Annotated in this window: 9 protein-coding genes; 6 read left to right on the top strand and 3 right to left on the bottom strand. The window is 62.6% G+C overall.

The features are described from left to right. Positions 1–20 precede the first annotated feature (20 nt). Both XARJCFBP2528_RS20170 and XARJCFBP2528_RS20165 read right to left on the bottom strand, forming a co-directional pair. The gene (locus XARJCFBP2528_RS20170; RefSeq protein ID WP_016904026.1) at positions 21–3,050 is read right to left on the bottom strand and encodes a TonB-dependent receptor; all 3,030 of its coding nucleotides are present in this window, start codon (positions 3,048–3,050) and stop codon (positions 21–23) included. A gap of 134 nt (positions 3,051–3,184) precedes the next feature. Next, the gene (locus XARJCFBP2528_RS20165) at positions 3,185–4,237 is read right to left on the bottom strand and encodes a LacI family DNA-binding transcriptional regulator (RefSeq protein WP_016904027.1); all 1,053 of its coding nucleotides are present in this window, start codon (positions 4,235–4,237) and stop codon (positions 3,185–3,187) included. 406 nt (positions 4,238–4,643) lie between these two features. On the opposite strand from XARJCFBP2528_RS20165, the gene XARJCFBP2528_RS20160 reads away from it, so the two are divergent. The 4 genes from XARJCFBP2528_RS20160 to XARJCFBP2528_RS20145 all read left to right on the top strand — a co-directional run bounded on the left by XARJCFBP2528_RS20160 (position 4,644) and on the right by XARJCFBP2528_RS20145 (position 10,522). After that, on the top strand, positions 4,644–5,618 hold the full coding sequence (locus XARJCFBP2528_RS20160; protein ID WP_016904028.1) for a hypothetical protein: 975 nt from the start codon (positions 4,644–4,646) through the stop codon (positions 5,616–5,618). Continuing rightward, a complete protein-coding gene (gene plsB, locus XARJCFBP2528_RS20155) occupies positions 5,618–8,287 on the top strand; it encodes a glycerol-3-phosphate 1-O-acyltransferase PlsB (protein WP_047125038.1) in 2,670 nt (889 codons plus the stop codon). Before XARJCFBP2528_RS20160 ends, plsB begins: the two co-directional genes overlap by 1 nt. A 317-nt stretch (positions 8,288–8,604) precedes the next feature. Beyond that, the gene (locus XARJCFBP2528_RS20150; RefSeq protein WP_006449529.1) at positions 8,605–9,585 is read left to right on the top strand and encodes a zinc-binding dehydrogenase; all 981 of its coding nucleotides are present in this window, start codon (positions 8,605–8,607) and stop codon (positions 9,583–9,585) included. Between the two features lie 379 nt (positions 9,586–9,964). Continuing rightward, a complete protein-coding gene (locus tag XARJCFBP2528_RS20145; protein ID WP_169751466.1) occupies positions 9,965–10,522 on the top strand; it encodes a hypothetical protein in 558 nt (185 codons plus the stop codon). 346 nt (positions 10,523–10,868) lie between these two features. Here the strand turns inward: XARJCFBP2528_RS20145 and XARJCFBP2528_RS20140 are convergent, their stop codons facing one another. Further along, the gene (locus XARJCFBP2528_RS20140; RefSeq protein WP_023905744.1) at positions 10,869–11,072 is read right to left on the bottom strand and encodes a YdcH family protein; all 204 of its coding nucleotides are present in this window, start codon (positions 11,070–11,072) and stop codon (positions 10,869–10,871) included. A 159-nt stretch (positions 11,073–11,231) separates the two neighbouring features. On the opposite strand from XARJCFBP2528_RS20140, the gene XARJCFBP2528_RS20135 reads away from it, so the two are divergent. Next, positions 11,232–11,804 (top strand): hypothetical protein, encoded by a 573-nt coding sequence (locus XARJCFBP2528_RS20135; protein WP_006449526.1) that lies wholly within the window; start codon positions 11,232–11,234, stop codon positions 11,802–11,804. A gap of 153 nt (positions 11,805–11,957) precedes the next feature. Then, on the top strand, positions 11,958–13,661 hold the full coding sequence (locus XARJCFBP2528_RS23010) for an AIPR family protein (RefSeq protein WP_006449525.1): 1,704 nt from the start codon (positions 11,958–11,960) through the stop codon (positions 13,659–13,661). The last annotated feature ends 28 nt before the right edge of the window (positions 13,662–13,689 follow it).

Here is a 13,689-nt window from a genome sequence, read left to right as displayed (position 1 = left end):
GGATGCCGCCAACGCCGCCGTTACCAGATGATGCGTGCGCTCATGAACAAGGTCCGTGGCGGGGTGGACATCGCGCCGTACTGGTTGATGCGCACGCGCGGGTCGTACACGCCGGCACTGCCCCAGTCGATGCTGTACTGATCGTAGTTGCGGAAGTTCAGCGCATTGATCAGGTCGCCGCGCACCTGCACGGTGACCGCGTCGGTGATGTGCATGTCCTTGGACAACGACAGGTCCAGCTGGCGGGTGCCGAAGATATCGCCGCCGGCGATGAACTTGCCGCCGGGCGCATCCACCGAGACCACGCGGATGTTGTCCGAACTTGGGCCGCCGTACTGGTCGTAGGAGATCGCCTCGTTGCGCGGCGGCACCGTGGCCAGGGTCAGCTTGGCCGAGCCGCTGATGCCCCAGAACAGGTCGTAGATGCCGGTGAGCACCAGGCGATGGCGCGGCACCGCATTGAGATCCAGGAACGGATAGTCGGCAATGGTGGCCGCATCGAATCCGTAGCGATCGTCGTTGCCGCGATTGCCGCGCGCACGGGAGAAGGTGTAGGCCGCGGTCAGGCCCCAGCCGCTTTCCTGCGTATAGGCCTTGTCCGCCGACAGCAGCAACTGGCCGGTCTTGGTCTCCACGCCGTTGTTGCCGATGATCAGGTTGCCGAAGCCCTGCGGCCGCTGCTCGAACGCCTGAGCGCCGTTCTGGAAGAAATCGCCGTTGGCATAGCGGTTGCCCAGGGTGAAGATGAAACCGTCCTTGCTGTGGATGTACGACAGCGTGGCCGAGGTGTTCCAGTCGCCCAGCTGGGTGCGCAGGCCCAACGAATACTGGTCGGCATACGGCGTCTTCAGATCGTTGTTGAGCAGGTCGATTTCGCCGTTGCGTACGCGCGCATCGACCAGGTTGGCCAGGCTGTCGGGATTGCTCACATAGGTCGGATCGAAGGCGGTGCAGGTACCCGCCGCCGGGACGCAGTTGGTGGGCCCGGCAAAGCGGATCGTGTACTGCGCCAGCGCGGATTTGATCTGCTCCAGGCCCATCACGTCGAACAGGTTGCGGTCGTAGCTGCGGCCGGCACCGCCGAACAGCACCAGCGACTCGTCGCCACGGAAGTCGTAGGAAAAGCCCAGGCGCGGCGCGAAGTTGTTGTTGTCCTGTTTGCGGTTGCGGCCGTTGCTGATGTAGTCGTTGATGTCCACCCCGCCCTTGGCCAGCTGCTCGGCGTAGGTGGCGCTCACGGCCGGATCGGTGCCGGGGCCGTTCAAGGCCGCCACCACTTCCGGCGGGGTCACGTTGTCCAGGTACGAGGGAATCTTTTCGCCATCCCAGCGCACGCCGATATTCAACTGCAGCTTGTCGTTGACGTCCCAATCGTCCTGGATGTACAGGCCCAGCTGCTTGCTGGTGGTGGTCACCGACGGTGCGGCACCGGCGAACGGCAGGTTGAAGCGTACCTGGTAGGGAATGGCCGAGGTGCCCGCGCCATCGCCCACCGCGTAGTAGAACGACGGGTTGGCCGCAGAGTTCTCGCTCTGGGTCAGCTCCACTTCCTTGTACTTCACGCCCATCTTGATGACGTGGTTGCCGTGCCACTCCAGGTTGTTGAAGGTCAGGTCGTTCTGGAAGCTGGGGCCCTTCTGGCCCTTGCGCTGGATCGCCAGGCCACTGGTGGCACCGTCGTTGAGCAGCACGTCGTCTTCGGCGATGCCGCGCGTGTACACGCTTTGGCTGCCCACGGTATAGGCGGTGGGATTGAACAGCACGTCTTCATAGGACACGCGCGCTTCGTTGACGTAGCGCTCGCCGTAATGCTGCCAGCGCAGGTCGAAGCGCTTTTCGGTGTTGAGGTTGATCTTGGAGGCGATCGCGGTGGTCTGGCCGCCGACGCTGTCGCGGCTTTCCTCGTCGCGGTACTTGCCGGTGAGCTCCAGGCGGTCGTTCTCGCCGATGTCCCAGTCGACCTTGCCGAAGTACAGGTCTTCGTTGAACGGGCGGGTGACCGAGCCGAGCCGGCTCTGCACGCCGGCGGGCAGGTCGTCGCTGAGCGCGCTGAAGCGATCGGGCACGGCCACCGGATCGGCCGAGACCTCGAAGCCCTTGCCTTCGTAGCTGAAGAAGAAATGCGCTTTGTCCTGCACGATCGGCCCGCTCAGCGCAAAGCCGTATTCGTCCTGGTGGGTCTTGCGCTTGCTGCCATCGGAGTTGGGCGCGCCGGCGCGTTCGTCGGGCTGGCGCGCGCGGAAATCGGTATTGCTGGTGCGCCCGAAGATCTCGCCGTGGAACTCATTGCCGCCGGACTTGGTCGAGGCCACGATCGCTGCCGAACCGACCTGGTCGAACTCGGCCTTGTAGTTGGAGGTGATGACCTTGTACTCACCGATGGCCAGCTGCGGGAACGGGTTGCCCGCGCTCTGCTCCTGCCCGGACACGCCGCCGAACAGGTAGCTCTTCTGACCGACACCGTCGATGTAGACGTTCACCGCCGAGCTGCCCTGCGCGCCGCCGCGGATCTGGCTGTTGCCGTTGGAGTTGGTCTCGAACTGCATGCCCGGCACGGTGTCGGCGAACTCCAGGAAGTTGCGCGTCAGCTGCGGCACGGTGCTGATCTGCTTCAGCGACACGTTGGTGCCCACTTCGGAGGTCTTGACCTCCTGCAGCGTGGTGGCGGTGACCTGCACCGCATCCAGCGTGGTGGCATCGCCGGCAGGCGCCGCGGCCGCGCCGCCGCCCAGGTTCAAGGTGACCGACGAGGCCACCGACAGGGTCACGGTCTGCTCGCTGCCGGGGCCGGCATCCACCTTGTAGGTACCCGGGGGCAGGCCGACCAGCGCGTAGCTGCCGTCGGCGCCGGTGGGCACGCGCCGGACGGCGCCGCTGGCCACATTGGTCGCGGTCACGGTGGTGCCGGCCTGTGCCGCCGCAACCTGGCCGCGCAAGGTCGCATTGCTGGACTGGGCCATGGCCGGGGTGCTGGCCAGCAACGAGGCGGCAAGGGCGCAGCACAACAGGCTGCGCGCCGGCAGGGTGGAGACGGTGCGGTAATTCTTCATGACTTTCCCCCTCCCAGGGGTAAAGCGCGAACCAGCGGAGTGACTGGCGCGTCGGTACTGCGTCAAGCGGGACAGCTGGCAACAACGGCAAGGACTGCAAGCAACACACGTTCGGCAAAGCGTGATGGCGCGTTTCAGGTGGGAGGCGCCGCCCGCGGCGCGCTGGACGCGCGCACGATCAGTTCGGGAACCATCTCGGAAAACGCCGGCGGTGCGGCATCGGCGGGCGGGGCGGGCGCATCGACCAGTTGCTGGCCCAGCAACAGCTGCAATGCCCGCGCGCCCAGCCCGGCGATATCCACCCGCATGGTGGTCAGCGCCGGCAGCACGTAGCGCGCCATCGGCACGTCGTCGAAGCCGGCCAACGCGATGTCCTGCGGCACCTTCAGCCCGGCATGGCCGAGCGCGAACAGGCAGCCCAGCGCCATCATGTCGTTGGCCGCGAACACCGCATCCGGGCGTGCGCCCTGTGCCAGCGTCTGGCCGGCGCGGTAGCCGGACTCTTCGTCGAAGTTGCCCGGCAGCACCCACGGCTGCACGTCGGCATCCAGCGCCAGCTCGTCGCGGTAGCCGCGCAGACGCTCGTGCGCATCGAAGTTGTCGGCCGGCCCGGCGATGAAGGCGATGCGGCGGTGGCCGCTGTCGCGCAGGTGCCGGGTCATCGTCCGCGCGCCGCCGTAGTTGTCCACGTTGAGCACCGGGCGCTGGCTGGCCGTGCCTGCGCAGTTGAGCAGTACCGCCGGCAGGCCGCCGGGCAGGGCGTCCTCGTGCACGCCGGAGTCGCCCAGCGAGGGCGACATCACCACCACCCCGTCCACGCGCCCGGGCAGGCGTTCCAGCGCCTTGCGCTGCGCCTGCGGGTCGCCGTGCGAGCTGGACACCAGCAGGTGGTAGCCCTGCTCGCGCGCCACCTGGTCGATGCCGCGGATCAGTTCGGAAAAGAACTCGCCATGCAGGTCCGGCAACACCACCCCGATGGTGTGGGTGCGCCGGCTGCTGAGGCTGCGCGCGGCGTGGTGCGGGATGTAATGCAGCGCACGGGCCACCTGCAGCACGCGCTCGCGCACCGACTCGGCAACATGCTGGTGCCCATTCATGGTGCGCGAAACCGTTGCCACCGACACCTGCGCTTCGCGCGCGACGTCCTTGATGGTGACGCTACCGCCTTCGGAGCGTGGCCGACTCATGGCAAAACCTCCAGGACAACGCGGCTGCCGCCGCACGCCGGGAAGGGTCGCACGGTCCGCTGGCGCAGAACGTTCGTGTCACACATGCACATGAATGACATCGGCCCCAACCGATGGCGACCTCAGAGCGAGATGGCGCGCACGCTAGCAGGAACTGCAAGCGCTTACATGATGCGCTGCACCATTGGGCCAAACGCAGGTGGCACAAGGGCTTGGCGGCATCGCCTGGACAAGTTTGTCCGGAAAGGACAACGGCAGTCAATGTCGGACACTGGGCGACAACATGCATGGAACTACGAAAATCTAACGTTTCCGCACCGTACCCGGGCGCACGGTTGTCGCGCGCCTTGCCGCCAGTGCGTTCAGACAGCAAGATGCGCCGATCGATCAGGGGAACAGCGTGCGCATGTCGCCATCCACCGTCCGCGCCGGCCGGTTCCAGTCCATCGCGTGGGTGCTGCTGGCAGCGCTGTGCCTGGGCAGCTGCCAGCGCGCCGACAAGACCGCCGCCTTGCCGGGCGCCAGCGCCGAGCCAGCCGCAGCGATGCAGTCGATGACCCTGCCCTTGCGGCGCAACGACCTGGTCGCTTATGCGCGGATCCGGGTCACACCTGCGCAATACACCCAGCTGGAGGCGGCCTGGCGTAGCGGCGCCAGCCGTTGGCCGCTGACCGAGCTGCCGCTGCCCAACGAGGTCGGCAGCCTGCTCGGCACTTTGTCGGCGCCCGGCGCCGAGCGCCAGCTGCAGCAGGCCTTTGATGCACAGCTGGCCGGCCAGTCGCAGGGCATCCGCCAGGCCGCGCAGTCGCTGGGCCAGTTCGGCGTGCAATACCTGCGCAGCCGCAGCGACTACCAGCCCGAGCAGCGCGCCCATTACGTGCAGCTGGTCGATGCCCTCAGCGCCTGGGCGGCCACCGCGCCGCTGGCCGACCGCGCGCGCGCCAAGGCCAGCATCGCCGACCTGGTGACTGCCGCCCGCGCCACCGGCATCGGCTCGGACGCCGATCTGCAGCGCTTGGGGATGGAAGAGAGCCTGCGCCGGCTCGGGCCGTTCTGGGCCGCGGCCAAGCAGGTGCTGGAGCGTTACGGCCTGTCGCTGGACAGCAGCCTGGATGCGCTGCGCACCGGCTTGATCAGGCAGGACGGCGACCGCGCCCAGGTGCGGCTGCGCTATCCGCTGGCCGCGCACGACATCGACCTGAGCATCGCCCTGATCAAGCGCGACGGCCACTGGTACCAGCAGCAGACCCAGGACGAAGTGCAGGCACTGCTCGGCGCTGCGCCGGCGGCGCCCGCACCCGACGCCGCTGCAAGGCCTGACACCCCGGCGGCCGCGCCCGCCACGCCCGCCGCCACCGGGCAACGCCCGGCTGGGCGATAATGACCGTGATGCCAGAACAGAATCCCCTGCCGTTCCCGGACGGCCAGCCCGCCCCGCCCAGCGCTGCCGCCGCCGATCTCGGTGCCACGGCCGCCGCATTGCCGACCGCCGTTCCGGTTCCGCCGGACGCTGCGCCGTCGATCGCGCCTGCCGTCGCCGCTGCCCGCAGCGCCAAACGCCCGTGGTGGGCGCGCCTGCTCGGCCGCCTGGCCGACCCCTGGCTGAGCCTGACCATCGAACCGGACCAGCCGAGCCGCTACGACGACGGTACGCCGGTGGTCTACGTGCTGGAGGACTACGGCCTGTCCAGCGCGCTGATCCTGGACAAGGCCTGCCGCGAGGCCGGGCTGCCCTCGCCACTGGTGCCGCTGCCGGGCGACCCGCTGCAGCGCAAGCGCGCCTACCTGGCGCTGTCGCGGCGCAGCAGCAGCAATTCGCTGATCCCCGAGCAGCGGGGCGGCAAGACCCATTCGGATTCGCTGGCCAAGCTGCTGCAGGCGCATCGCGTGCGCGCCGACCTGGACGTGCACCTGGTGCCGGTGTCGATCTTCGTCGGCCGCGCGCCGGACAAGCAGAGCGGCTGGTTCGCGGTGCTGTTCTCGGAAAACTGGGCGCTGGTCGGCCGCTTCCGGCGCCTGCTGGCGGTGCTGCTCAATGGCCGCACCACCATCGTGCGCTTCGCGCCGCCGATCTCGCTGCGCCAGACCATGGCCGAAGGCCTGCCGCCCGAGCGCACCCTGCGCAAACTGCAGCGCGTGCTGCGCACGCATTTCCGCCGTATCCGTGAGGCGGTGATCGGGCCGGACCTGTCCACCCGTCGCCTGCTGGTGGACCAGGTGCTGGCCGCCGATTCGGTACGCGAGGCCATCGCCACCCAGGCCAAGCGCGACAACTCCAAGCCGGTCGATGCCTGGCGCAAGGCGCACGCCTACGCCTGGGAAATCGCCGCCGACTATTCCAGCCCGGTGGTGCGCTCGGCCAGCTTCCTGCTCACTCATGTGTGGAACCGCATCTATGCCGGTGTGCTGGTGCATCACCTGGACAAGCTCAAGCAGGCCGCCCCCGGGCACGAGGTGGTCTACGTGCCCAGCCACCGCAGCCACATGGATTACCTGCTGCTGAGCTACCTGCTGTACGAACGCGGCATCGTGCCGCCGCATATCGTGGCCGGCATCAATCTCAATCTGCCGGTGGTCGGCACGCTGCTGCGCAAGGGCGGTGCGTTCTTCATCCGCCGCAGCATCCGCGGCAACGCGCTGTATTCGGCGGTGCTCAGCGAATACGTGGCCCAATTGGTGGCCGGCGGCTATTCGATCGAGTACTTCGTTGAAGGCGGGCGCTCGCGCACCGGGCGTCTGCTGCAGCCCAAGGGCGGCATGATTGCCATGACGCTGCGCGCCTACCTGCGCCAGCCGCGCAAGCCGGTGCTGTTCCAGCCGGTCTACATCGGCTACGAAAAGCTGATGGAAGGCAACAGTTATCTGGACGAGCTCACTGGCCGGCCCAAGGAAAAAGAATCCATCTGGGGGTTGCTGTGGTCGATCCCGAAGGTGCTCAAGCAGAACTACGGGCAGGTGGTGGTGAACTTCGGCGAGCCGATCGCGCTCAACGACGTGCTGGCCAAGCACGCCCCGGAGTGGGATGGCCAACCGCTGCCCGACGATGAAAAACCCAGTTGGCTGGCACCGGCGGTGGATACGCTGTCCACGCAGATCCAGACCCGCATCAACTGCGCCGCCGACGTCAACCCGATCAACCTGCTGGCGTTGGCGCTGCTGTCCACACCCAAGCACGCGATGGGCGAGGCCGACCTGATCGCGCAGATCGAGTTGTGCAAGAAGCTGCTGGCGGAGATGCCGTATTCGGACCGCGTCACCGTCACCCCGCACACCCCGGCGCGCATCATCACCCACGCCGAAGAGATCAACGTGCTCACGCGTGTGTCGCATCCGCTGGGCGATGTGCTCAGCGTCAGCGGCGACACCGCGGTGTTGCTGAGCTACTTCCGCAACAACGTGCTGCATTTGTTTACCGCATCGTCGTGGGTGGCGTGCTGCTTCCAGAACAACCGCCGCATGAGCCGTGCCGGCCTGCTGCGGCTGGGCCGCACCGTGTACCCGTTCCTGCAGGCGGAGTTGTTCCTGCCGTGGATCGAAGATCGCTTCGCCGAACGCATCGAACAGACCATCGACATGTTCGTGCGCGAAGGCCTGTTGCTCAACGTCGCCGACGACGATGGCGGCGTGCTGACCCGCAATACCGGGCAGACCGATGAAGTATTTCGCCTGCGTGCGATCGGGCATTCGCTACAGCAGGCGTTCGAGCGCTATTACATCGCCATCTCGGTGCTGGTGAAGAACGGCCCCGGTGTGCTCGGCGCCGGCGAACTGGAAAGCCTGTGCCAACAGGCCGCGCAACGCCTGAGCCTGTTGTACGCCCCGGCCGCCCCGGAGTTCTTCGACAAGACCCTGTTCCGCAGCTTCATCCAGAAACTGCGCGAACTGCGCCTGGTGTGGCCGGACGAAAACAGCAAGCTGGTATTCGACGAGCGCCTGGATGCGTGGGCCAAGGATGCCAAGTTCATCCTGGGCCGCGAGCTGCGGCACACGATCGAGCGCGTCAGCCCGGAAGCGGCGAAGCCGGATGTGGTGTCGCCGCCGGCTGAGTAAGCGGCGGTGCAACCGCCATCGTCTCCCTGCCGCACCTGAGGGTGAGCCAATGGCAGGGCACGCAGGTAGGCGCAGACGCGCAAGACGCTTCCCTTCTCCCCCCGGGAGAAGGTGCCCGAAGGGCGGATGAGGGTCGGTCAACACGCAAATCCTCCAGCGCTGCAGCAGACCAACGTCACTACTCGCGCACGCCAACAACTTCACACAGCAGTTCCGTTCGTTTCATCCCTCCCTTGCAGCCCTGCCGATAGCATCGCGCCACCTTTCGTAACGATCGGGCGCGTCGCACTGATGAGCGTGCCCGGCAGGAGACCCCAATGCGTGCAGCCATCCACACCCAATTCGGCGACCCCGCCCAGGTGCTCGAACTCGGCGAGCGGCCCACGCCGCAGCCGGGCAAGGGCCAGGTACGCATCGCGATGCGGCGCTCGCCGATCCACAACCACGACCTGTGGACCGTGCGCGGCAACTACGGCTACAAGCCAGAGCTCCCCGCCATCGGCGGCAGCGAAGCGGCCGGCACGATCGACGCACTCGGCGAAGGCGTCGAAGGCCTGCAAGTGGGCCAACGCGTCGTTGCAGCCGGTGTGCATGAAAGCTGGGCTGAGTTTTTCCTCGCCGACGCCTCCGGCGTCGTCCCGCTGCCCGACGCACTCGATGACGACCGCGGCTGCCAACTGATCGCCATGCCGCTGAGCGCCTTGATGCTGATCGAGTTCCTGCAGGTCGAAAAAGGCGACTGGATCGTGCAGAACACCGCTAATGGCGCCGTCGGCAAGACCTTAGCCATGCTCGCCGCCGCACGCGGCATCAACGTGATCAACCTGGTGCGTCGCGATGCCGGCGTGGACGAGTTACAGGCACTGGGCATCGGCAACGCGGTCTCCACCGCGCAGGACGGCTGGCAGGACAAGGCGCGCGCGCTGGCCGGCGACGCGCCGATCGTGCGCGCCATCGACTCGGTGGCCGGCAGCGCGGCCGGAGAGTTGATGGCGCTGCTGGCCGAAAGCGGCGAGCTGATCTCGTTCGGCTCGATGACCGGCGAGCCGCTGCAGATCTCCAGCGGCGATGTGATCTTCAAGCAGGCCAGCGTGCGCGGCTTCTGGGGCAGCAAGGCCACGGCCGCCACCAAGCCCGAGGACAAGCGCCGCATGATCGGCGAACTGCTCAAGGCCGCACTCGACGGCACCCTGGCCCTGCCGGTGGAAGCAGTGTTCGATCTGGAAGATGCCGCCAAGGCCGCCGCGGCAAGTGCCGAACCGGGACGCAGTGGCAAGGTCCTGCTACGCGCGGGCTAGGGCAAGAGAGCGGGCTACTCTAGGAAGCTTGCCAATGTTCACCATCAGGCAGATCTACGAGAATCGCTTTGAACTCCTCCATTTCGCTGGCGCGCCGCAGTCGCCCATTGGTGTGTTTTAACGTTCGAATACGTACTAGACGGAGTTGATCATGGGACTGTGTGTATCCAAAAATTCGACGAGTGTTTACGGTGGCGATTCGTCCTCCGCTGCTTCAACTAGCCCGATGCCACAAGGTGCGTCAGCGGGTCCGACCCAAAGCACGCGGTCTTCGGTACTTGGTGGGTTATCGCTGCGCTCGACGGCAGCGCGTACGTCGCCTTCTCATTGGTCCTCCATACGGACCAGTCTCCGTGTGAGTGACCCGAGGGATAGTCGTTTGACGAGAGCCATTCACGTGCTTGGTGATCTCTACCGCAGTTCGCCTACATTCAGGGCTGTGGCAGAAAAAGTTCGGGACGAAGGAGGGGTTGACATTCGCGAGGGGAACGTCAACGTCGCGTCAACGGATTTAACCAATCGCGCCATTCTCCTTTCGCCGCAAACGTTGTCAAATGCCGGGAGTGGAGACGGACCGTCCCTGGTCAGCGCGCTGGTGTTCGAAATGAATAATCTGGCCCGTAGTTCCGAAGCAGAGGCCGTGTACGGCCTTGCCCAATACGGCGCATTCAATGCTAGCAGCTATGCGCGAGAGCTCGAGCGCATCGAATACAACACCAGCCTGTCGAGCGCCCAGATCTTTGAGGAAGCGCGTGGCGCATTACGCGCCCATGGAGAGGGCGATCACCCTGACCGCTGGTTTCTTCAGGAGCATCCTCAGAGCGGAGCTCTGGAACCGATGTACAGTTCGTTTGAGGATTCGCTTGCATATCAGTACGAGATTCAACACGCAACCGCTTACGAAAGCGAGTTCCAGCGATTCTACAATAACGCGTGACCGGCTTCAGATCCAAGGCAGGAACCACAGAAAGTTGGTGCATCGCGACCTATCTTTTGAGAAGGTTACGAAGGCCTTGGCGAAGATCGCGCAGGCCCGCCACGCTGTTTTATTAGCCCCCACGGACATATGAGCGCAGCGAAAGAATGGTTCCGGATGAACTGCGTACAAACGGACTCGACCTTCCGCCCCCAGACGTTTCAACAACAGGTGATGGTGGCTGGCGACACAACTGCTTTTTCCACCTGTCCTGGAGCGCCCGCGCCGTAAGCGGGGCCGGACGCGCGGCGGGGGGCAAGTGAGCCCACCACCGCAAAGCAAGCCCAAGCAACCGCATGCATAAACCTCACGCCGGCTCGTCAGGCACCAGCTCCATTTCCAACCGCGTAATGCAGTCCTTGAGATGCAGCTTGCGCTTCTTCAAGCGCTTCATCTGCAGCTCGTCGTCCATGTTCGCGGGCACGCGCTGAATCTCCTCGTCCAACGCGCGGTGGGCGCGCCGCAACTCGGCGATCTGCTCGGCAATCTCGGCGGGTGAGAGGGTTTCCACGGCTCCGAGCATACACAAACCGATGCCGGCCGCGTCACCCGCCGCGCTTGCCAAGCTGCCCGAGGCTGCGACAATGCCTGCGCGCCGTTGGGGAAATGGCGGCGCGCCTCACCTCATCATTGCCGCGCGGCCACGGCCGTCGAGAAAGGAGTCTTTACGATGCGTTTGCGTTCTTCCCTGCTGGCCCTGAGCCTGCTCACCGCCTCCACCCTGGCCACCGCCGCCGACGTCGCCAAGTACGAGGGCTTTCTGTGCTGCAACCTGCGCACCGACGGCAGCTGGATCAGCGACAGCAACTACGCCGAAGACGGCAAGCGCGTACTCCCCGTCGGCACCCCGGTCAGCGTCACCGGCTTTGGCCGCAACCGCGTCAACCTCAAGATCGCCGGCGAAAAGCAATCCATCGGTAACGACTACAGCCGCGATCTGGACAACACCGCCTTCGCCGCCCGCTACATCGTCACCGCCGACCCCAAGCTCAAGCTCGCCACCTTCCCGCCCAAGATTCGCCAGGCCATCAACGATGGCAAGCTCACCGGCGGCATGACCCGCGAACAGGTCCTGATGGCGGTCGGCTACCCGATCAGCAGCGAGAACCCCAACCTGGAAGCCTCGCTATGGCGCTACTGGCGTGACAGCTTCTCCGAGTATCAGGTGCAGTTCGGGCCAAGTGGCAAGCTGGTCAAGGTGACGGCCGACCCGCAGTTGATGAATTTGATTTGGGTGCAGTAATTTTCATTGGTTTACGCAGGAAAACACTCAAAGAGCCAAGCTTATTTAATTTGAAATGTGCTGTGGTGTCGATTAATAGAGGGGCTATATATAGAATAGCTTTTTCGAAACGTAACCCCTAATGGCAATATAATTATAATTGGATGGTGCGATATGAATCCCGTTGTTAGTGCTCAGCTCGGAGAGTTCAAAAGATCGAATCCGAATTGTTTTGAGAAAGATAGCGAATATTTCGAAGTCTTCTCTATTTTTTCGGTAGAAAATGGACTCTTAGGTGAAAATATCGATCCGTTCGATGCTCATCTTAAGGGGGAGGAGTTTGGAGTCGATGGAATCGCTGTACTAGTTCAGGGAACCCTCTGCAAGGACACGGATGACGTTGCGTCAGTACTAGCCGTTGGGAACCACCATCTAGCGGAGTTTCATTTCTTTCAATCAAAGACATCGGAGAAAATGGATTACGGCGATTTGTCTAAATTCATAGACGGTGTCTATGATTTCTTTACAAAGAATGCTCTGCTCCATAGCGGTCAAATAATTGATCTGATAAGCGCAAAAGATCTTGTTTATTCTTCTTCTACCAAAAGCAACCCTCGTTTAAAATGTTTTTTCTGCACGACAGGATCCGACATGCCCTCCGGGGCGATAGAAAGTCTAATTTCTGCTGGTAAGAAAAGGCTTGAGGAGTTAAGTATATTTGATGACGTGGAAATAATATGCGTGGGGGCCAAGCAGATTCAGTCTGGATACCGATCAGCTACCAACTCAAATTCTGCTGCGTTGAACTTTCCAAAAGCATTGACACTTCCTGCGCATGAAAAGGTTGACGAGGCTTACGTTGGTTACATCCAAGCGGACCAGCTTCTCGAAATTGTTCTCACTGCTAAAGATCCGGAAGGAAAAAGTTCAATTAATCGCGCCGTTTTCTATGATAATGTGAGAGACTTTAATCCGGATTCTGAGATAAATAAGTCAATTGCAAATGACCTGTTAAATGACGGGTGCTCATCATTTGTTTTTAAGAATAATGGCGTCACGGTCGTAGCAAAAAGCATAAATAGGAAAGGTGACGTATTTTCTATAGAAGATTATCAAATTGTAAATGGGTGCCAGACAACTAATATTCTGGCGGAAAATGCCGGCTATGCTTCTCTTATCTATGTTCCACTTCGATTGATCGGAAGCAAAAACGCCGAGTTCATTTCTAGCATAATTATAGGAACTAACAAGCAGAACGAAGTTAGGGCGGATCAGTTTTGGGCATTATTGCCGTTTATGAAAGACCTTGAAGAATACTGTCAGTCCAAAGATGGTGATGAGAGAATATTCATAGAGCGGCGAGAAAATCAGTATCGAAATGTTTCGATCGAAAGAGCTAGAATAATGAAACCCTCCGACTTAATGAAAGCTGCAGCGGCGATGTTTTTTTTCCAACCCAACAGAGCTGCACGTGATCATCGAGGAATAAGAAGTGAATTTGCTGACAAGATATTCCAGCCATCTCATAGCGTAGAACTCTATCACCTGGCCGCATACGCGTCTTACAGGTTTGGCTATCTTATAAGAACTTCGAAGGTCGATAGAGCAAAGGCGATTTATAAGTACTACTGCCTTTTCTCACTAGTTAGAAAACTCTGGACTACACCAAACATTATATCGGCGAGCAAAAAAGACCAGCGCAAAGTCCTTGAGGGGGCATATAAAATATTGCTCGACGAGGATCAATTTGTTCAGCATATTAATCAAGTGTCGGATCAGCTTGACGGGTTCTTAGGCGATGGGAGAACGCGGGAGCAAGTGCGTGACGCCATCAGATCAGATGCGGTATTTGCGCAATTCAAAGTCTCATTCACATAGCGTGGATGCGCCCTCGAATCATGCACTT

Origin of the sequence: Xanthomonas arboricola pv. juglandis, assembly GCF_001013475.1 — a bacterium.
Taxonomy (GTDB): domain Bacteria; phylum Pseudomonadota; class Gammaproteobacteria; order Xanthomonadales; family Xanthomonadaceae; genus Xanthomonas; species Xanthomonas arboricola.
This window is presented reverse-complemented; position numbering and strand designations above follow the sequence as displayed.